This is a genomic window from Corynebacterium sp. 045007 (assembly GCF_040743205.1).
Taxonomy (GTDB): Bacteria; Actinomycetota; Actinomycetes; order Mycobacteriales; family Mycobacteriaceae; genus Corynebacterium; species Corynebacterium jeikeium_D.
In genome coordinates, this window is record NZ_JBFLKW010000011.1 from 33,727 (window position 1) to 54,351 (window position 20,625).

12 protein-coding genes, 1 other RNA gene and 1 pseudogene are annotated in these 20,625 nt (G+C 59.6%); 6 read left to right on the plus strand and 8 right to left on the minus strand.

Going from position 1 to position 20,625, the window contains the following annotated elements:
- Positions 1–15 precede the first annotated feature (15 nt).
- A pseudogene (locus AB1Z34_RS06970) lies at positions 16–678 on the plus strand (histidine phosphatase family protein); the annotation flags it as partial.
- 59 nt (positions 679–737) lie between these two features.
- Positions 738–1,202: RNase P RNA component class A (gene rnpB / locus AB1Z34_RS06975), an RNA gene on the plus strand.
- 11 nt (positions 1,203–1,213) lie between these two features.
- Here rnpB and AB1Z34_RS06980 read toward each other — a convergent pair.
- Complete coding sequence (locus AB1Z34_RS06980; protein WP_016423069.1) at positions 1,214–2,377, minus strand: galactokinase family protein; 1,164 nt, start codon at positions 2,375–2,377, stop codon at positions 1,214–1,216.
- A 263-nt stretch (positions 2,378–2,640) separates the two neighbouring features.
- On the opposite strand from AB1Z34_RS06980, the gene AB1Z34_RS06985 reads away from it, so the two are divergent.
- A complete protein-coding gene (locus AB1Z34_RS06985; RefSeq protein WP_016423068.1) occupies positions 2,641–2,844 on the plus strand; it encodes an SPOR domain-containing protein in 204 nt (67 codons plus the stop codon).
- Between the two features lie 11 nt (positions 2,845–2,855).
- On the opposite strand, the gene AB1Z34_RS06990 is transcribed toward AB1Z34_RS06985, so the two are convergent.
- On the minus strand, positions 2,856–4,679 hold the full coding sequence (locus AB1Z34_RS06990; protein WP_016423067.1) for a CYTH and CHAD domain-containing protein: 1,824 nt from the start codon (positions 4,677–4,679) through the stop codon (positions 2,856–2,858).
- A gap of 30 nt (positions 4,680–4,709) precedes the next feature.
- Positions 4,710–5,519, minus strand: a complete 810-nt coding sequence (panB, locus tag AB1Z34_RS06995) for a 3-methyl-2-oxobutanoate hydroxymethyltransferase (protein WP_101687482.1) — start codon at positions 5,517–5,519, stop codon at positions 4,710–4,712.
- Positions 5,520–5,659: 140 nt separating this feature from the next.
- Between panB and AB1Z34_RS07000 the strand changes: the two genes are divergently transcribed.
- From AB1Z34_RS07000 to AB1Z34_RS07010, 3 genes are all read left to right on the plus strand, one after another.
- A complete protein-coding gene (locus AB1Z34_RS07000) occupies positions 5,660–7,000 on the plus strand; it encodes a glutamine synthetase family protein (protein ID WP_367158121.1) in 1,341 nt (446 codons plus the stop codon).
- 68 nt (positions 7,001–7,068) lie between these two features.
- Complete coding sequence (locus tag AB1Z34_RS07005) at positions 7,069–10,245, plus strand: bifunctional [glutamine synthetase] adenylyltransferase/[glutamine synthetase]-adenylyl-L-tyrosine phosphorylase (RefSeq protein WP_172620276.1); 3,177 nt, start codon at positions 7,069–7,071, stop codon at positions 10,243–10,245.
- 98 nt (positions 10,246–10,343) lie between these two features.
- Entirely contained in the window at positions 10,344–12,557 is a 2,214-nt protein-coding gene (locus AB1Z34_RS07010; protein ID WP_016423063.1) for a hypothetical protein, read from the plus strand.
- A 29-nt stretch (positions 12,558–12,586) separates the two neighbouring features.
- Here AB1Z34_RS07010 and AB1Z34_RS07015 read toward each other — a convergent pair whose 3' ends face one another.
- From AB1Z34_RS07015 to brnQ, 5 genes are all read right to left on the minus strand, one after another.
- The gene (locus AB1Z34_RS07015; RefSeq protein WP_042388791.1) at positions 12,587–14,014 is read right to left on the minus strand and encodes a nitrate/nitrite transporter; all 1,428 of its coding nucleotides are present in this window, start codon (positions 14,012–14,014) and stop codon (positions 12,587–12,589) included.
- 77 nt (positions 14,015–14,091) lie between these two features.
- On the minus strand, positions 14,092–15,828 hold the full coding sequence (locus AB1Z34_RS07020) for a thiamine pyrophosphate-binding protein (protein ID WP_224784053.1): 1,737 nt from the start codon (positions 15,826–15,828) through the stop codon (positions 14,092–14,094).
- A 137-nt stretch (positions 15,829–15,965) separates the two neighbouring features.
- Entirely contained in the window at positions 15,966–17,414 is a 1,449-nt protein-coding gene (gene thrC / locus AB1Z34_RS07025) for a threonine synthase (RefSeq protein WP_042388789.1), read from the minus strand.
- 123 nt (positions 17,415–17,537) lie between these two features.
- Positions 17,538–18,782, minus strand: a complete 1,245-nt coding sequence (locus AB1Z34_RS07030; RefSeq protein ID WP_016423059.1) for a dicarboxylate/amino acid:cation symporter — start codon at positions 18,780–18,782, stop codon at positions 17,538–17,540.
- An 80-nt stretch (positions 18,783–18,862) separates the two neighbouring features.
- Complete coding sequence (gene brnQ, locus AB1Z34_RS07035) at positions 18,863–20,266, minus strand: branched-chain amino acid transport system II carrier protein (RefSeq protein WP_016423058.1); 1,404 nt, start codon at positions 20,264–20,266, stop codon at positions 18,863–18,865.
- Positions 20,267–20,625: the final 359 nt, after the last annotated feature.

The window sequence follows — 20,625 nt, forward strand, 5'->3', positions numbered from 1 at the left end:
GCAGACAAGCGCGATAGCGCGCCGGGCTGGACGGGTGCGACTACAGATCCCACGCGGTTGGTGCTGCTGCGCCATGGGCAGTCGCCAATGTCGATTCGCCGGGAGTACTCGGGAAGCCGTTCGAACCCCGACCTGACAGAGGTGGGCAGACAGCAAGCGGAAGCGGCAGCACGTCACCTGGCGGCGTTGGTCGATAGCGGCAACATGAGTTTCTCGGCGATTGTGGCCTCTCCACAGCGTCGTGCACAGCAGACCGCAGAGGCGGCAGCCAAAGCGCTCGGGCTGGACATCCACGTTGAAGAGGATCTGCGCGAGACCGACTTTGGGCAGTGGGAGGGCATGACTTTCTCCGAGGCTCACAACGTCACCCCTGAGCTGCACAGTTCCTGGCTTGCGGATCCGGCCGTGGCGCCACCGGAGGGGGAGGATTTCCGCACGGTCGATAGCCGAGTGAGCGCCGCGCGTGAGCGCATCGCTCAACAATTCGGTGCCTCGGATGTGCTGGTAGTCAGCCATGTCACGCCAATCAAGTCGCTGCTGCGCCAGGGGCTCGGCTGCGGCTTTGAAATCTTCACTCGCCTGCACTTGGACCTGGCCAGCCTCTCCATCGCGGAGTTCTACGCAGATGGGCCGACATCAGTGCGGCTGATTAACGACACCAGCTACCTGCGTGGTTAGCAGCCGAGCACGGCGGGTTATTTGAATTGCGGTTGTGGCGGGTACACTAACCATTCGAGCGAGCCGGCCGGGTGATCGCGGCAGTTAACGGAACCGGACGCCTCTTTTACAGAGTGTGTCCAGGCCGCTGTCGAGGAAAGTCCGGACTCCACTGGGCATGGTGGTTGCTAACAGCAACCCAGGGTGACCTGCGGGAATAGTGCCACAGAAAATAGACCGCCGGGCGCACAGCCGATGTCTTTGACGTAAAGCTGTGGAGATCCGGTGAGGGTGAAAAGGTGCGGTAAGAGCGCACCAGCGGGGCAAGTGATTGCACCGGCTAGGTAAACCCCACCAGGAGCAAGGCAAAATCGCGCATGCTTCGTCGTGCGCGTGCGCGAGTGTTTGAGGGCTGCCCGTCCGATACTCGCGGGTGTGCTGCTTCAGGCTGTCAGCAATGGCAGACCGAGATGGATGATCGCCACCCGGCGCTTTCCGAAAGGAGCGCCGAGGGACAGAATCCGGCTCATAGGCCGACTCGTTCACACAAGCTTTTTTACTCGACCACCGCGCCGGCCGCAGTGTTCTCCACACGGATGGTCTCGGAACCGCCGTCGTTAAGCGCGGAGGCAATCCGATCGGCATCGTCGACGTGGGACCACATCACCAGCGACGCACCCGGGCACGGCGCACAACGGGCAATCTTCTCGCAATCGATGGTGTCGGTCAGCTCGGAAATCTGCCCCAGCACAGAGCTTGCCGACGGCGCGGAGCCACGCTCACTGACATCGCGCGAAACCCCTGCGATGGCTGCTTGAATATCGCTGTGACGGATGTGGCCGATTACTGCGCGGGCACGGTCGGAGGATGCGTCGGCTTCGTCAAGCCACTGAATGGCACGGCCGATGGTGGGGATGTCTTCGTCGTCCGGGTGCACCTCGTGACGAGCACGCACCCAGTCCGCGACCCGCTCCTGTGAGTCGGGGAGGCTAGCGAGAGTCGGCACGCCAAAAGCGGCGCAGGCCTGCTGGAAGAATTCGTAGCGCTCCTCGTCGGGCGAACCGCCGGTGACATCGGGGGAGTAAGCGACAGTCAGCGCCAACGACTGCGGGAGAGCCGTCTGCGTGACTGCTTCATCGGAGTGGTTGATGCACAGCAGGCTGTCCGGGCGGCTGCGCAGTGCCGTGGTGTAGGGGTACAGCGGCCACGACTGTCCCTTAATCTGCACCATGGTCTCGTGGAGAGCGGTGGCAATACGCGTGCGGGTGGGCACATCATCGCGGTCGCCAAAACGCGCATTGAGAGCCAGCGCGAGAGCACACTGAATTGCCGGAATCTCTCCAAAACCGCGACCTGGCGCGATAGTGGAGGCAATGGTGACCTTCAGGCCGTTGCTGTTGCGCGGAACGAGATGCAGCGAGTGCTGCAATGCGACGATGGCAGCCGCGACAGCGGTCGGCACCTGAGAAAAAGCGGCGGGGACGCTATCCGGGAAATCCATCTTGGTAGTTTCGCGCTTGTACACGACAACGAGCTGCTGCTCGTCGATTTCCTCGATACCGACCGCAGCATAGGCAGGAATGGCGGTGGCTAGGAGCATGCCGCCGGAGGACGCGCAGTCCTCACCCAACAGGTTGATGGAACCCGGGGCGTATGCAACTGAAGCATTAGAACCGACGGCATCGAAGACGTCGTTTACGACAGCGGGTGCGGCGGGCATGGGTGAAACCTCTCCAGAGATCGGACTCATAGTGCTGGTGTGCAGTGTTCGCGTTCAACGCTTGTGTTCTAAGGTGAACAATTCCGTCGATAATACCCGGCTCGGGGGACAGTGACAAACCTATATACTGGGATTTTATGTCGCCGCAGTGCACATGGCAGGCAAATGGTTGCCTCTCTGCAAGTTTGCTTATGTGCGGAGTTGACGGTGGCAGAACCGCTTGATAACTCGACATGTTCTCGATGTGGAAGAGGAGAAAAATCGTGAGCGACAACAGCAGTAAGTGGTACTACCAGCCGTCGACGGGCACGGTGTTTCAGGGGAAGAAAACCGGTTGGGACGACCGAATGGGCCCCTACGATTCCGAAGAGGAAGCCCGCGCTGCCATGGAAAAAGTCGCCGAGCGCAACAAGGCGGCCGACGACTGGGATGAAGAAGATGACGACTGGGGCGTAGCTGAGAAGTAGGCGCTACGCCTTTAGGCCTTCTTGCCCTTCTTAATCTTCTTTTCCATCTTGCGGAAGGCCTTGAAAACCTTTGCCACGGCATCGTCGTACTCAGCCAGGGCCTTTAGGCCGTCGTAGTACTCCATCTGGTAAAGCACGCCGTATCCGAACGTGTCCCTGCCCGAACGGGAAGCACGCTTAGCGCGAGCCAGCACGAAGTCACGCGCAGTACAGGTGTCCTGGAAGTCACCGAGAACCGACTGCAGGTTCTTGCAGGCAGCGTAGAGCTTCTCGGTCGGCAGGTCCGCGTTCTGAGCAGCTTCCGCGCTGTAGCGGAGCTTCTTCGCAGCCTTGCGGACATCGTGGTAACGCTCGTCCAGATCTGCCTCTGGCAGGTCAGCATCCTCGCGGCCATCGAGTACCAGGTTGTGGCGACGACGGAACTTCGAAAACGCGCTGCGCAGGTGATCGAGCAGCACAGCAGTGGTGTCGAGTTCCTTCGGTGTCGCTACCTTCTCCGGTGCGGCCTTGTCTGAGGTCGTGGAAACTGCTGCATCGGCTGCTGCAGTATCAGGCTCAGCCGCGACCTCGGAGTCGGCTGCCGAAGAATCCTCTGCGGCTGCGTTCTCCGCGCCGTCGACAAGCGAATCATCCTTCTTCTTAGACTTCTTTTCCCCAGCCTCGGCCTCGTCCGCATTTGCGGCAATTGGCGGATTGGCGAGGAATTCATCGAGATCGTCGAGAAGTTGCAGGTACTCGCTGGAATTGAGTGCGAGAATAACGCGATGATGGGCGCGCTCGTAGTCCTTCTGGACATCCTCGACGAGATTCGCACGCAGCTCCTCGCCCAAAGCGGCGCTTTCACGATTGGCCAGCAACTCCTCCCAGCGCATAGCGACGACCTCAGCGTCACGAGCCACGCCGAGAACACCCGCCAGCTGCTTGAGGTTGCTCTCCAGCTCAGCGACCTTATCGCCCACAACAATGCCGTGGAAGGTCTGCATGTGACTGCGTAGCTCACGAGTGGCGACGCGCATCTGATGCACCGAGTCGAACTCATCGCGGCGTACCTTCGGGTCGTACTCGACCATCTTGGCCACGTTAGCGGCCAGCGCATCGACCACAGTGCGCCCCGGAGTGCCCTTCGGCAGCTTCGCTGGAACCGGCGGCAGGGGAGCGGAGTCGATGGAGTCACCCAACGCCGTCGCCAACTTCGATGGGCTTTCCGACGGCACGGCGCCAGCCACCTCAGCGACCTTGGACATCGCTGCCATTACGGCCTTGCCGTCCGGGTGATTTGCCCAATCCCCGAGCAGCTCAATCTCCCACTCACGCCAGGTAGTGGTTTCGCCGCCGTCGAGGAAGGAAGTCGCCGTGACGTGATCATCCGCAAACTCCGCCATGGGTGTGCCATCGAGGGCAAACACCGTGGTGACGTGGCGCTCATTGTCTACCTGCGCGATTGGTTGCAGCGGGTGATTGCGCACAATTGCGCGGACGGGGGCAAGCAACTCAGTAGGCACGATGTAGTCAGCATCGCGGCCTTCACCGTTAACAGAGCCCTCTTCCAGGCCAACGCCGTATTCGAGGCGCCCGCCGGTACCCGGCGCCTTCAGATGCCACCCCTCATCGGGGCCGCCCGTGCGGCGACGCAGAGTGTGCTTGGACCGGGTCAGACGCAGGTCCGCCGTGTCCAGGTAAATCGCGGAGAGATTTCGCACCTCAGTGGTGGTGGAGCCAACCTGTGGAACGAAATCGAACGATGGGGCTACCACTTCTGGGGTAGCTGAGAACTTAGATTCCACCTCCAACGCCGCAGTTGGAGTTTTGGACTTAGAACCAGACTTAGATGCCATAACCACTAATTCTACCCCCGAATCGAAGAGCTAACCCGAGAAGTTCTGCGCCTCAGTAGGGAACTCGCGGGAGTGCACCTGGTCGACATACTGCTTCGCTCCCTTGGTCAGCATCTCGCCGACCTCTTCGAACACCGAACTAAACGACGGCCTGCGGCCATCGGCCGGAACTGCAAAGGCATCCTGCCAGACGAGAACCTGGCCATCACACTGATTACCAGCGCCAATGCCACAGGTTGGGATGGATAGCTCGCGGGTAATCTCGGTGGCCAGATCCGCAGGCACCATCTCAAGAACCACGGCCGCGGCACCAGCATCGGCTACCGCATGGGCGTCGGCACGCAGCTGTTCCGCTCCCGCACCGCGCCCCTGTACCTTGAAACCGGACAGCGCGTTGACGGACTGCGGGGTGAAACCGATGTGCGCCATGACCGGAATGCCGGCGTTGACCAGCGCACGGATGCGCGGAGCGATGCGCACGCCACCTTCAATCTTGATCATGTGTGCGCCGGTTTCGCGCATCATCTTCGCGGCGGACAGCACGGCCTGCTCATCGGAGGCCTCGTAAGTGCCGAAGGGTAGATCGGCAACCACAAGTGCGTTGCCAGCGCCCCGCACGACACCGCGAGCAAGCGGGATCATTTCTTCCAGCGAGATCTCGGTGGTGGTGTCGTAGCCGTAGACAACGTTTGCTGCAGAGTCGCCGACCAACAGCAGCTCGACACCGGCGGCGGAAAAAGCGCGCGCGGTGGAGTAGTCGTAGCAAGTCAGCATTGCCCAGGGGCGAGACTCAGCCTTCCATTCGGCCAGATTATTCAGACGAATCTTTTTTCCGCTCATGTCAATAGAGCATGCCATAGTCACCCGCAATTCGAGGCCACGAGGGCAGCGGTTATGACACGGGCGCGGCAGTTGGCTAGCCACGCCGGATGGTCAAAATGTGTACCGCGAATCCGGGCACCTGGGTAACGTTGGAAAGTATGAACAGTCAGCAGGAATTCGTCCTCCGCGCAATCGAAGAGCAAGATATCCGTTATATCCGCCTCTGGTTTACCGACATTTTGGGGTATCTGAAGTCCGTTGCCGTCGCACCGGCTGAGCTCGAGGGCTCCTTTGAAGAGGGCATCGGTTTCGACGGCTCCGCGGTAGAGGGCTTTTCCCGCGTCTCCGAGGCTGACACTATTGCGCAACCGGATCCCTCGACGTTCCAGGTCATGCCGCGCCTACATAAAGAAGACACAATCACGTCCGCGCGCATGTTCTGCGACATTGTCATGCCCGACGGGCAGCCGTCGTGGGCAGATCCACGCCAGGTGCTGCGCCGCCAAATTAAGGCGCTTGCCGACGAGGGCTTCCACGCGTTCATCCACCCGGAGATTGAGTTTTTCCTAGTAGAGAGCCTGGCTACTGATGGAAAGCCGCCGGTGCCAACGGACAATGGCGGTTACTTTGACCAGGCGGTCTACGACCGCGCACCGCGCTTTCGCCAAGAAGCGATCACGGTGTTGGAAGACATGGGAATCCCTGTGGAGTTCTCCCATCACGAAAACGCGCCGGGCCAGCAGGAAATCGATCTACGCTACGCTGACCCGCTGACTATGGCGGATAACGTGATGTCCTTCCGCTACATCATTAAGCAGATTGCAATGAAAAACGGTGTGCAGGCGACATTCATGCCGAAACCTTTCCAGGATTTGCCGGGCAATGGCATGCACACTCATATTTCCCTCTTTGAAGGGGACACTAATGCATTCCACGACCCGGATGATGAAAACCAGCTCTCCGACACCGCAAAGGGTTTCATTGCCGGCATTCTGACTCACGCCAGCGAAATTTCCGCTGTGACCAATCAGTGGGTCAACTCCTACAAGCGCACGGCATTTGGCGATGAGGCTCCGACGTCCGCGACATGGGGCATGGCCAACCGCTCGGCTCTCGTGCGTGTGCCCATGTACTCACCGGGTAAGGCACATTCGCGCCGGGTGGAAATTCGTTCCTTGGACTCGGCCTGTAACCCGTATCTTGCTTACTCGGTGATTTTGGCCGCCGGTTTGAAGGGAATTAAGGAGGGTTACCAGCTTCCGGAGCAGGCAGAGGACAACATCTCCGAGTTGACCAAGCGGGAACGACGTGCGATGGGCTACCGCGATTTGCCGACATCCCTGGAGGTGGCGCTGCAGGAGATGGAACGCTCCGATCTGGCGGCCGATGCTCTCGGTGACCATGTCTACGAGTTCTTCCTGCTCAATAAGTGGCGCGAGTGGCGCGAGTTCCAGCGTCAGGTGACGCAGTGGGAGCTGCGCACAACTCTGGATTACTAGTTTCCCCGTACCGCCCCCTTCCTTTTTTCGTCTTTAATTTGTTTTTTGGGTGACCAGTTTCAATGGTGATGAATCGACCTCGCACATCTCGCCAATCAGTGCCGCGGCCCGCAGCGCTGGGCTTGCGTAACGACGATCGGACGCGCGCTGACCTGGAAGATTTGGGGTGGTACAACGAGGAGTCCCTACAGCTGTTGTGGGGACTTGCCGGAGCCAGCGACCCCAAACTGGCGCTCATGGCACTAGTGCGGCTGAAAGGCGCTCTCGACGAGCTGGAGCAGCAGGGAAAGCTGGAGGACTGGGCCACCTGGTCCGGTCTAGATGAGGCCATGCGCGAGCAGGTGCCGCTGCGTACGCGTATGTTTGCGCTGCTCGGCGGCTCGAGTGCACTGGGCGATCATCTGGTCGCGCACCCAGAAAAGTGGGTTCTGCTCCAAGCTGAGCTTCCTACTGAGGCAGACATGTTTCGCGAGATGCTCTCCAGCGTCGGGGCTGTACCCGAGGTCATCGAACTCACTGATGAGGCCAGTCTGGAAAAGCAGGAGGATCCGGAGTATCGCAAGCCCGTCGTTGCGCCCGCCACGCTTGAAGGCCCGGGTTTGTACCGTGCGAAGCTTACCGGCCGTGAGGCCGAAGTTGCGATGCAGTGCGCCTACCGCGACTTGATTATGCGTATTGCGTGCTACGACTTGGCTGGCACGTACCCACGGGGTCCTCGCCGTCCGGGACAGCCACAAGTCCCATTCCGTCAGGTCTCGGAGGCGCTCAGCGATTTGGCGGATGCAGCGTTGACGGCTGCACTGTCTGTGGCTGTTCAGCAGGTCTTTCCTTCGTCGCCGGTCTCAACACGCCTGGCCGTAATCGCCATGGGTAAGTGCGGTGCGGAAGAGCTGAACTACATCTCCGATGTGGATGTCATATTCGTCGCAGAGCCGGCGGATGCCCGCGCCACTCGTTTGGCCAGCGAATTTATCCGGATTTCTTGCCACTGCTTCTTCGAGGTCGACGCGAATCTCCGCCCGGAGGGCAAATCGGGTGCACTCGTGCGCACGGTGGATTCCCACGTCGCCTACTACAAGCGTTGGGCCGAAACCTGGGAGTTCCAGGCGTTACTGAAGGCGCGGCCGATGACGGGCGATGTCGAGCTGGGCCGCGAATACATCGATGCTATAGCTCCGATGGTGTGGACCGCCTCTCAGCGGGAATCCTTTGTCGACGATGTTCAACGCATGCGCGCCCGCGTGGTCCAAAACGTCCCTGAAGAGCTTCGCTACCGAGAGCTCAAGCTCGGTCGCGGTGGTCTGCGGGATGTCGAGTTCGCGGTGCAGCTGCTGCAGCTGGTCCATGGACGCTATGACGATAGCCTCCGTGTGCTGCCAACTGTGATGGCACTCGACGCACTGGTCGAGGCTGGCTACATCGGTCGCGAAGACGGTGCCGCGCTGATTAACGCCTACGAGTTCGTCCGTCTACTGGAGCACCGCCTGCAGCTGCAGAAGATGCGGCGGACGCATTTGTTGCCTGCCGAGGACGACACCGAAGCTCTTCAGTGGCTCGGTCGCGCCTCTGGCATCGTCGGTGAGGGGGGCACCGATTCCAGCAAACCGCTGGCCAAACAGGTTCGACTGGCCAGCTCACAGATCCGCTCCCTGCACAACAAACTTTTCTACCGTCCACTGCTGAACTCCGTGGTGGAGCAGGATATTGGAACCCTGCAGCTATCGGCCGATGCAGCAAAGCGCCAGTTGGCCGCGCTGGGCTACCAGTACCCGGATCGCGCCTACGAGCACCTTTCTGCGCTGGCGGCGGGCACCTCGCGCAAGTCGCGTATTCAGGCGATGCTGCTTCCGACGCTGATGGAGTGGTTATCGTCGACACCAGATCCCGACGCGGGTCTGCTCAATTACCGCAAGCTCTCTGAGAAGCTCCACGACGAAACGTGGTTCCTGCGAACGCTGCGCGATGAGGGCGTCGTCGGCCAACGGCTGATGCGTGTGCTCGGTTCTTCGCCGTACGCGTCTGATCTGATTATGAGTGCGCCGGACGTAATTAAACGGTTCGGCGACGGTGCATCCGGGCCGAAGCTTCTGAATACCGACTCCGATGCAGTCGGGCGTGCGCTGGTCGCAGCGGCTGCCCGACACAACAGTCCAGCTAAGGCCATTGGTGTGGCACGTGCGTTGCGCCGTGCAGAGCTCGCGCGCATTGCCTCCGCGGATCTTTTCGGGCTGATGGATGTGCAAGAGGTCTGTCACTCTCTGTCGATGGTGTGGGACAACGTGCTCGAAGCTGCCCTCGCCGCCGAAATCCGTGCATGGTCGCTGGAGCATCCTGACTCGGAGGTCCCGGGCGTTATCTCCGTAATCGGTATGGGGCGACTCGGCGGTGCTGAACTGGGCTACGGCTCCGATGCCGACGTGATGTTCATCTGTGAACCCGGCAAGGACGCTGATGGCACGCCGCTTGTCGACGATTCCGAGGCGGTCAAGTGGGCAACCAGGATTTGTGACTCGTTGCGTCGTAGGCTGGCAAAGCCAAGCCAGGACCCGCCATTGGAGGTCGACGTGGACCTGCGCCCAGAAGGACGCTCGGGCCCGATTGTCAGGACCCTGGATTCCTATGTGACCTACTACGAGCGCTGGGGTGAAACCTGGGAGATTCAGGCACTGCTACGTGCTACCTGGATTGCCGGCAATAAAGACCTGGGCACCCGCTTCCTCAAGGCCATCGATCCGCTGAGGTACCCACAGGGCGGAGCTGATGCCAAGATGGTCCGCGATGTCCGTCGTATGAAGGCGCGTGTTGATTCCGAGCGGCTGCCTCGCGGAGCTGATCGCCGTACCCACACCAAACTCGGTTCCGGTGCACTGACCGATATTGAATGGACTGTGCAGCTGCTAATCATGCTGCATGCCCACGAAGTGCCGGAGTTGCACAACACGTCGACACTGGAGTGTCTGGAAGTGCTGAAAGACCGCAGAATTCTAGATGAGGAGGATACCGACGCACTTCGGGATGCCTGGCTGATGGCGACGAATGCTCGCAATGCGCTGGTGCTCACGCGTGGTAAACGCACGGATCAGCTGCCACAGCCGGGGCGTCAGCTGACTCAGGTCGCAGGTGCGGCGGGGTGGGAAGCATCGGATTCCAACGGTTTTATTGAGCACTATTTGCGTCTGACTCGTCACTCCAGCCGTGTCGTCAATCGTGTGTTTTGGGGTGAGGAGAACCCCGACCACGAGTAGGCCGGGCAGAGGTCTGCCGAACCTCGCTGCGAGGCTGATTATGTGGCAGTGGGGTGCAGCCTTTGTCTTAGCACGGCGACCGGGCATAATGGTGGGCTATGGAACGCAACGTCGATTACTCGGTACGCCCTAGGTATGAGGATTTCATTCTCAACCTCGATGGCACCGACCTGCGTTTTTTATTGAGCCGCACGTGCCCAGCAGCTGACACCTCAGCTGCTGGGCAGGAGGCGGTGGAATTGCTGATGTCACAGGATTCAGCGCATACGGCGCTGTCTTTTTGTGATCCCGATGTTCTCGATGTGGCCCACTTGGTTCATATTCTGGAAGACTCCGCATCGCTGGATACCCTCACGGAAGTGGCTTATTGGGCGTCGGATGCGGACGTGATGGCGCACGATACGCCGAAGGGTGTGGACCGCAAGCGTCGTCGCGTCGGCAAGCAGCAGCTTGAGCATGTGCTACGCCGTGGCCAGCGCCAGGGGCTCGTGTGGGAGGAACCGGCGGGCGTGTGGCATGTGCCGCCACATATTTCGGAGGTGTTCCCGGCGGAACCGAGCCTTAGCTTCCGCGTCGCCGACTTAGTGGCGAATATGCCAGCGGATGTGCTGAGTCGCCGTATGGAGCGCATGGGGCTGGAGCCGGATAACGCGCCGGGAGAGGGCGCACCGCGAGCTCTGAACGCCAGCGATCTGACGGTGCGAAATTTGCAGGCTCGCCAGGTGGAGCACATTGCAGGCTTCCTTTGCGATCCGGTGAAGGTGCGGGCCCTGGTGATGACAGCTCCGGTGGATATTCGCAATGAGCTGCGATGGATGGCAACCGACGAGAAGTACTTGCCCTCCTACATGTGGTCTGAACTACGTGCTGACGCGGTGCGCTGGGCCGAAGAGCGTCTGCTGCTGACTGTGCTAGAAGAACCGGCGATGCCGACATTTGAGCAAGAATCGGAAGCACGCAACGAATCGACAGTGGTTGCCCGCCTGGTGGGCGCAGTCGCGTTGGCGCTCAAGGGCGACATGTGGTCGATTCGTAAGCCGCATCCGACGGAGTCTTTCCCGGCAACGCTGGAGTCAAAGGAATTGACCGAAGCTTCGGTGGCTGCGGTGGCGTTTGCTTCGGCGTTTATGGATGCTGCGGGCAGCGGCGACGGGCGCCTGAAGGACCCGTTGCACATGTATGAGGAATCGAGCCTGCTGTGGATTCAGGACTTCGCAGCGTCAATAGGGGCGAGTGCTTTCGCGGCGCCCTGGATTGTGGAGATGCTGGTCAACGCGGGATTGATTCACGCTGACAGCGGGCATCCGACGCCGCGCGCACTGCAGTACTGGTACAACGCTGATGCCTCGACCCGATGGGCGTATCTCGCGGCGGGCTTCCTCGTTGGTCGCGGTCCGTGGCACGGCGAGTTTCCGTGGGTGACCATGGGCGTCGATGATCTGTCGCATGCCACCCTTGCCTACGGCTACCCGTATGCCGCGCGTGAAGTAGTGTCACTGGCCGCGCAGCTGGAGGAAGATCAGAAGTTCTATGGCTGCTGCGTCGAAGGGCATATGGCTTGGAATGTCGACAACCTCTGCGCTCGCAATGGCGCCGATGGGGAAGCGATGGTCGGTTGGCTGCTGGAGCAGGCCGGCATCTTGGGCATTCTCTACCATGGGCACGCCTCCTGGCAGGCCATGGCCATCATGTATGCCTTGCACGACATTTGGCTGACTGATCAGCACGTCGGTGCTCAGCGCATGGCCGAACTCATCGCTGAGTATGCCGCTGGTCAGGTGCCGACGGCGGAGGCAGTCCAGATTGCCCGCCTGTTCAAGGATGCCGCACCTAACGAGCGCCTGGCTGCCACACTGGATGGCGTCGCCAGCAACCAGGTTGCCCTCGCGTTGGACTTCATCGGCGACCGCGAAACCTGCGCGGAAACCTCCCGCTGGATTATTTCCGAGGAGAGCCTGCGTCGCGCATGCCTCGCGGTTGACGGTGATGTCGATGTCCTGTTTTCCCAGCTGGGACCACTGGTCAATAGTTCTATGAAGCTGGTCATCTACGCCGAGCTAGTCCGCATTACCAAGACCGAGAAGCTGCAGGAAATGTATGAGCGTGAGGCCGTAGCACCAACGCCTTCGCTTGACGACGTCCCGGAGAACGCAGCCCCCGAAACTGACACCGGTGAGCGCGTTTCCCATGGTGCTCAGACTGATGGCAGCGAACGCACGGAGGATAGCGGCCACGCAGACTCCTCCGAGCAAGCGGAGGACTCGGATGACCCGGAGGGACTGGAAGGGCCAGAGCAGCTTTCGCTGTTCTAGCCGCTCCGTCTCTCGACTTCCTGTAGTTCCTACTCCGTAGGTTCCAGCTCAAAACGGCTCTGCTGGGCGACAAAGCGTGCCGCCGCACGCTTTGCCACCAGCAGGCCAACGAAACCAATCACCCACACACCGACGACAGCCAACCAGCCAATGCGGAAGGTCTCCCAGGTGTAGTTTCCATCGGGAGCTGCAATATCCAGCAGGAAGCCGACACCTTGTGCAGCGAGCATGGTGGCCACAAAACCGCCCATATTCGCCAACCCAGTGCCGGTGGCGAGTACCTTGCGATCGACCTCTTCGCGCACTGAGTCAAAGCCGAAGTTGGACATCGCGCCAAGACCGGCCATTAGGATGTTGACTACGATAATTGCCCAGTACGCTGGTGGGTTGCTCGGTGCCAGGAACACAATCCAGACGGCCATGTTGATAAACGCGATTGCGACAACAACCTTGATACGGTCGCGGCCGGTGCGTGCCGAGACCATGCCCATCAACGGCCCGGCGATAATTACTGACAGCGTGTTAACGACCAGCACCACACTGGCCTCGGAGGGCTTAAGACCCATACCTAGCATCATCAGAGGCATGCCCCACAGCAATGTGAAGATGCACTGATGCATCAAACCAGTCCAGTGAGTGAAGAAACCCTGCCAGCACACCGGGTGAGTGGTCACAATCTTCAGAGTCTGGCCGATAGTTAGTTTCTCATCGGCTGCGGCAGAGGCTCCGCCATCGGCAGCCGTTTTCGCGGCCTTCTCGGCGGCGCGGCGTTTACGAAGTGACATCTTGGCTGTGGAGGAGTTCTCCGGGACGTCGGCAAGCGCGATCATGCCTACGAAAGCGATGAGAAGACCCGCGGTGCTCAGCGACAAGAACGCGGGCACCCACCCCGCGGCGTGCAGAATCGCGAGGAACGGGACCGCAGAGATGAACTGGCCGAGCTGGCCAAGACCAGCCGTGAGCTGCGTGAACAGCGGAGTGACGCGCAGTGGGAACCACGCGGGAAGCAGCCGCATAGCACCGAGGAATGCCGTGGCATCGCCGGCGCCGATGAACACACGAGCAATGACAGCCAGCGGATACGATGTCGTGAACGCAATGATGACCTGGCCCAGTGCCATGATCAGTGCGCCCACGACCATCGTTTTCTTGGCGCCGACGCGGTCAATGATGATGCCCGTCGGAATCTGCGCCAGGGCGTAGACGCCAACCTGCACGGCGGTGAACAGCGCGAGTTGGGAGGCGTTGATATGGAAGCGATCGAGCGCCTCGACGCCAGCGACACCCATGGAGGTGCGGCCGACGATGGCAACGATGTAGGTAATCAGCGCCGCCAGCCAGACGGCAATCGCGCGACCAGTGACATGCTCGCGCGGGTCCTTTGCCACTGCGGTGGCGAGCTGATCTGTTGATGAAATCTGATCTTTACCGTTACGCTGCTTTACCACTCGCCACATTGTAGACCCCATCAACCAACCGGCCTGAAGAGGGGTCGCACCGGGGCCTAGATGGCCCCGATCATGCCTGCGGCAAACTACCTTTGTGCCTTAGCCAGAACTTCCTTCACGAAGTCCGCGACCACCAGCCGTGAGACCTTGAAATCAATTACGGCAACGGAAGCCTCATCGGAGTTGGAAACGTCATGGAAGTAGGCGTCGAGTTGGGCAAAGTCCTCAGGTTCGCCGACACTGAAACCGTGAGCGCCATAGGCACGTCCGACTGCGGCGAAGTCGTAGTCGGCAATCTCCATGGACGAGGTGTCCAACCCGACATCGCCAAACTGGTGCAGCTCCGCGCCATAGGCAGCATCGTTAATGAACACCACGCAACCGCCACGACCACGCCGCAGCTGCTCAATCGCCGCAGGTAAATCCGCAATACCCATCGTGCCGCCACCGTCACCGGCGACTAGCACGCAATAGTCCTTGGGGCGTGCCGCCGCGAGGCCGACAAGTGACCCCATGCCCAAACCAATTGACTGAATCGCCGTGCCCACAATCACTTGCTGCTGCGGACCAGGCACATCAAGATATTTCGGAACCCACCCCAGGAAATGGCCACCGTCAGTACACACAGCGCGCTGATTGGGCAGGATACGATTCAGATACTGCAGGCACGCCCGCGGATCCAACCGGCCATCCGCGCACGTCAGGGACTCGACCTCCGCTGTCGTCGGCAGTGTCTTCAACTCCGCACGCCATGTGCTTGACGACGCCCCCCGGGACTTCTCCAGCTGCTCTGCCAGTACGGGCAGAAGTTCCTCCAACTTAGCCAATAGCGGTGTCACCGACGGCTGAGCAGCGGGATGGGGCTCGTCGACAACCTGGATAATCTTCGCGTCCGGTGCAAACATGTTGCCGCCACGGTTTTGGAAAGCGTTGAAGCTTGCTCCCAGGAACAGCACCACATCGGCCTGTCGAGCTAGCTCCACCTGCCACGCGTGCGCAAAACCGCCAACGGTGCCAATCTGCCACGGACTGGAAAGCACATGACGAGCCATCGCTGAGTGCATAAACAGTGCCCCCGCACCGTCCCCGATGCGGCGAACTAGATCTGCGGTACCAGAGAGCAACACACCTCTACCAGCAATAATGAGTGGGCGACGGGCAGTTTGCAGTTCCTCGGCCAGCGACGCGACAGTTGACTCCAACCATTCTGGTCGGCCGGTGTGCAGATGCTCCTGATTAGTCGACTGTGTTTCAGACGCAGATGCCGTAATCGGTGCTTCTTGGATGTCATAGGGGAGCAGCAGCACGACAGGCTGCCGAGAACTCAGTGCGTGCTGGACCGCAAAGTTTGCGTCGTCAAGCGCGGACTCGGGAGTAACGGTGCGATGACAGACGTCGAGGGCGTCGAGGAGCGCCGCCTGATTAAGGTCAAAGGGACGTGGGCGTTCCGGGTGCGTGCCGACGACAAAAATTAGCGGAATACGGGCTACTCGAGCCTCGGCCAGAGTGGTTAGCGCATTGGTAAATCCTGCGCCGCAAGTGGCGGTCGCGATGGCAAGCCCTCCACCTGCACGGTGGAATGCATCGGCGGCCCCGACAGCAGCCGATTCGTGTCGGACGGAGGAGTAGCCGAATCCCGATTCAGTAAGGGCTGACGTGAAGTGGGAGTTCGCGTTGCCGATGAGACCGAAGCAGTGGTCGCAGTGCTGGGCCAGTGTGTCGGCCAGCGCCCGCGAGACCGTGGTTGTCTTTTGGGAACCTTCCTGCGGGGAAGATGCGGGCGCGTGGGGCATAGGACGGCTATTAACTCGAGTGAAACTCATGTGAACAATTGTGAGGTAATCACGGGGGTAATAACAGCCCTATAGCCCAAGATAATGCCGTTTGCCCTTAAAAAAGAGGGCACTATTCCACATCGCTGCTGCGCGGATGGGGGGGGGAGGTTGGGCTATGCCCGGTTTTAAGCCACGTTGTCGTCGATGAACTTCTTCACCACATCGACATCATTCGGCAGCTCGGTAACGCGGCGCGGGGCATTCATGATGTCCGCGAAACGCTCCGGGCAGTCCGGCTCGCGTCCGGTGGCCTCCAGGATGGTCTCGGAGAACTTTACCGGCAGAGCGGTCTCCAGGCAGACAATTGGGGTGGATACCTGGTCTACCAGGCCGCGGGCGACGTGGATGCCGTCAGCGGTGTGCGGATCGACCATGACCTCTAGGCGCTCCCAGCAGTCCTTGATGGTCTCGACGCGGTCAGCGTGAGTCGAGCGACCGGAGAGGAAACCGTACTGGGCAGAAGCCTCCGGGAAGATCGGATCAGCAGTAAGAGAGAAGCCGCCCTCCTTGACCTTGACACCAAAGAGGTCTGCAGTGCGCTCAGCATCGCGCCCCAGCAGATCGAAGATGAAACGCTCGAAGTTAGACGCGCGGGAGATATCCATCGATGGGGAAGAGGTAGCCTGAGTCTCCGCAGCGCTGCGCACGCGGTAGGCACCCGTGCGGAAGAACTCATCCAAGACATCGTTTTCATTGGTAGCCACAATCAGGCGGTCAATTGGCACACCCATCTGGCGCGCAATATGGCCGGCGCAAATATCACCGAAGTTGCCGGTCGGCACACTGAAGCTGACCTTCTGCGCGTTGTTCGCCTCAGCACCGTTGCCGCCAGTGACACGAATCCACGAGGAGACGTAGTACACGATCTGAGCCATCAGGCGAGCCCAGTTGATGGAGTTGACTGCGCCAATGTGGCGGCTGGCCTTGTACTCCAAGTCACCGGAGACCGCCTTAACGATGTCCTGGCAATCGTCGAAGACACCGTCGAGGGCGACGTTGTGAATGTTGGCATCCTGCAGACCAAACATCTGAGCCTGCTGGAACGCGGTCATTCGACCAGCCGGAGTTAGCATGAACACGCTGATTCCCTCACGGCCGCGCATTGCATACTCGGCCGAGGAACCCGTGTCACCAGAGGTGGCGCCGAGGATGTTCAGGGTCTCGCCACGACGAGCCAGCTCATACTCGAAGAACTCACCGAGCAGCTGCATCGCCATATCCTTGAATGCCGCTGTGGGGCCCATGGACAAGTGACCGATGTAGAGCTGATCTTCCAGCTTCGTCACCGGCACAATATCCGGATCGGAGAACTTCGGGTAGGTGTACGCCCGTGCACAGATACCGCGCAAATCCTCCAGTGGAATGTCGCCCACAAAAAGGCTGACGACCTCTGCAACCAAGGCTGCGTAACCGTCGTCGACAAGCACGGAGCGCCAACGCGTCAAAGTGGCATCGTCAACCTGTGGGTACTCGACCGGCAGGTAGAGGCCACCGTCGTTAGCGAGACCTCCCAGGAGAATGTCTGAGAACTTGTGCGGCGTGCGCTCTGGGTCGCGAGTCGAAATGAAGTCCAAGGCGGGCCCCTTACATGTATGCCAACACCCGCCGCATCGGCCCATAAGAAGGCCTTTTGAAAGATTGCGACGGGGTTGACCGGTGGATGTTTTCTTTAATTTTTACATATGCACCGAAGCCAGTTAGGCCTCGGTTGTGGAAGATGCGGAATTGGCCTCTTCAGCGTCGAAGCTGAGCTCTTCGGAACGGTCGATGACATCATCCTTGGCAAAGCGGTTAATAATCATGGCAATTGCACCGTCACCAGTGACATTACATGCGGTACCGAAGGAGTCGATGGCGATGTAGGCGGCAATCATCAAAGCGACCTGCTCCTGATCGAAGCCGAGCATGGACTGCAGCACTCCGACCGCGGCCATAATTGCGCCACCCGGAACGCCCGGAGCCGCGATCATGGTGATACCCAAAGTGAGAATGAAGCCGATGGCCATGCCCGGCGAAAGCGGCTTGTCCGCCATAAACATCACAGCAAACGCGAACAGGGTGATCTTCATCATCGAACCGGCCAGGTGAATGGTCGCGCACAGCGGCACGGTAAAGCCTGCGACCTTCTCCGAGACACCATTCTTCAGCGCGGCCTTGTAAGTCACCGGAATGGTAGCGGCCGAGGAGGAGGTACCGAGTGCGGTGGCGTAAGCCGGCAGCATGTTCTTCAGGGACGTCCACGGGCTGCGGCCAGCGATGGCGCCAGCGATGGAGAACTGGATTGCCAACAGGAGCACGGTGCCGATGACTGCCAGAAGCAGCACCTTGAAGAACATCGACAGCGTCGTGGTCAGGTTGCCGTTCATGCCCATAGACAGGAACATGCCGAAGATGTAAATCGGCAGCAGCGGGATGATAAACGCCGAGATGATCTTCATAATCACGTCGCGCAGCTGCGTCGCACCGCGGTAGAGCGAGTCCGACTTCACGGTGGTCATCGCCACACCGACCGTGAAAGCCAGCAACAGGGCGGTCATGACGTCAAACGGTGGTGGCATCTCTACATTGAAGAAGCTCTCCAGCGCGCCCTCATCAATATCCACCGATGTGCCGGCCTGATCAGCGCCGAGCAGCCAAGGGTAGAGCCCCTGGGTGGCGGCGTAGGCCAATAGACCCGAAAACACCGTCGAGCCGTAGGCGATAGCAGTGGTAATACCCAGCCACTTTCCGGCGCCGCGGCCCAGGCTAGCAATCGCCGGCGTGATGAGGGCAAAAATCAGCACCGGGATAAAGAAGCCCAGGAAGTTACCAAAGAGGCCATTGAAAGTGACAAAAATTCGAGCCAGCCAGTCCGGGAAGAAAAAGCTGCAGACAATGCCCAGAATAATCGCGACAATAACGCGGAAAAGGAGCGTTTGCGTAAAACGCATTCGGGTACTCATAGTCAATCCTTGTTCGGATGGAATTTACTTCTCTAGCGTGCGGTATTTACGTTATGCAACGCAAATAACCGGGTGTGGTTTTACGCCTTTTCGGCTACCTCTTCTGCAACGGTCTCGTCGGCAAGCACACTCGCCGGGCGATTTGCGCGCTGCTTTCGCGTGACGACGTCAATTGCGTATCCGATCATCGTCGCTGCCAGAGTCGGCAGGAACCATCCGAACTCGATGGTCTGACCAGGTACGAGACTGAGGAAGTCCGCCAAAGCAGAACCACCGACACCCAAACCGGAGAGTACTGAGATACCCGACCAGATGGTGGCAACCCAGACGCCCAGGCGGTAGGTGTAATGCAGCTTGAAGGAGTAGGAAATGACCGGGTCGAGAAGAGTCAGTGCAATCAGAGTGATAGCCGGCGGGTAAATAAAGGTGATGATCGGCGCGGCAATCGCCAGTACCTGAGACAGCCCCTGTGTTGCCATTACGAAGGACATGACCGTGAAGATAATGGCCCAGGCCTTGTAACTGATGCCCGGAAGCAGCAGGTTGAAGAACTCACTGGTGGCGGCAATTAGGCCGACAGCCGTGGTCATACATGCGAGCAAAACGATGAGGCCGAAGACAATCTGTCCGACCTGGCCCATGGCCAGCTTGGAAGCCTCTGCGAGAATGCCCGAGCCGTTATCGAAGGAGGCGGCATTCGGCAGCACCTGGCCGACATAGCCCAGACCCAAGTAGATGATGGCGAGCAAAATGCCGGCGAACAGTCCTGCGGTCATGGTTCCGCGAACCATGCGCTTGCCTTCTGGGACACCGCTGACGCGCAGGGCGGAAATCACAATAATGCCGAATGCCAGGCCGGCGATGGAGTCCATGGTGAGGTAGCCCTCGACCAGGCCGGAGGCAAATGGGGTAGAGGAGTACTTCTCAATTGGCGCAGCCGGAGCGGCATCGAATTTGAATGCCGACATTCCAACCAATACAACCAAGAGAATCAGCAAAGCCGGGGTGAGAATCTTGCCCAGTTTGGACACAATTTCATTCGGATTCCACGCAAGTGCTAAGGCGATACCGAAGAAAACAAAGTAGAAGGCCGCAGCGACGGCCAGTGAATCACTGCCGAAAATCGGCTGGACACCGGTTTCGTACGACACGGCACCGGTACGCGGCAGAGCGTAGAAAGCACCGATGGAAAGGTATGCGATTACCGGGAAGCCCAAGGAAAAGATGCGGCCCGCGCGGAACGCTAGGTCACGCAGGTTGTTGCCTGAAATGGCGATAGCGATGATGGCCAGAACTGGCAACGCCACACCGGTGAGCAGGAAGCCGGTGATTGAGGGGCCAAAATTGGTACCGGAATCCACTCCGAGCTTCGGCGGGAAGATGAGGTTGCCCGCGCCGAAGAACATCGAAAACAGCATGAGAGCTGTAACAACGATAATGGAAGCGAAAGACTTCGGGGACTCCACTCCGCTCGACTTGGTCATGAGAATTGTGTTCTTTCTAAATTAGTGTCGCCCGTAAGGTCAAGGGCGATGCTGCAAGCTGCTGTGGCGATGCCATTGTTGCCGGTGCTGCGGTGGCGCAAACGCCCGTTACAGCAGCGCAATTGCAGTTCGTGTGCCCATGTAGATGAAAGGCCACGATGTCGAAAACTGACACTCTTAATGTGAAATTGTGAATTTTCACGGGCTGGGTGGAGCCTGATGCGTGAATTAAGTTGCGGCTTGTATGATCCGTCTTTATTTGAATTATTAAGGGGCTTCGACGGCGTTGGTGGTGCCGACGAAGGCACTCTATTTATCCTAATGGGGCGTTCGAGAGAGGGAAAATCAAGAAATTTCCC

Bases quoted from the DNA above. Each gene is read 5' to 3' on its own strand.
- AB1Z34_RS06980 (WP_016423069.1), bottom strand. From the start codon at position 2,377: ATGCCCGCCGCACCCGCTGTCGTAAACGACGTCTTCGATGCCGTCGGT.
- AB1Z34_RS06990 (WP_016423067.1), bottom strand. From the start codon at position 4,679: ATGGCATCTAAGTCTGGTTCTAAGTCCAAAACTCCAACTGCGGCGTTG.
- panB (WP_101687482.1), bottom strand. From the start codon at position 5,519: ATGAGCGGAAAAAAGATTCGTCTGAATAATCTGGCCGAATGGAAGGCT.
- AB1Z34_RS07000 (WP_367158121.1), top strand. From the start codon at position 5,660: ATGAACAGTCAGCAGGAATTCGTCCTCCGCGCAATCGAAGAGCAAGAT.
- AB1Z34_RS07005 (WP_172620276.1), top strand. From the start codon at position 7,069: ATGAATCGACCTCGCACATCTCGCCAATCAGTGCCGCGGCCCGCAGCG.
- AB1Z34_RS07010 (WP_016423063.1), top strand. From the start codon at position 10,344: ATGGAACGCAACGTCGATTACTCGGTACGCCCTAGGTATGAGGATTTC.
- AB1Z34_RS07015 (WP_042388791.1), bottom strand. From the start codon at position 14,014: ATGTGGCGAGTGGTAAAGCAGCGTAACGGTAAAGATCAGATTTCATCA.
- AB1Z34_RS07020 (WP_224784053.1), bottom strand. From the start codon at position 15,828: ATGAGTTTCACTCGAGTTAATAGCCGTCCTATGCCCCACGCGCCCGCA.
- AB1Z34_RS07030 (WP_016423059.1), bottom strand. From the start codon at position 18,782: ATGAGTACCCGAATGCGTTTTACGCAAACGCTCCTTTTCCGCGTTATT.
- brnQ (WP_016423058.1), bottom strand. From the start codon at position 20,266: ATGACCAAGTCGAGCGGAGTGGAGTCCCCGAAGTCTTTCGCTTCCATT.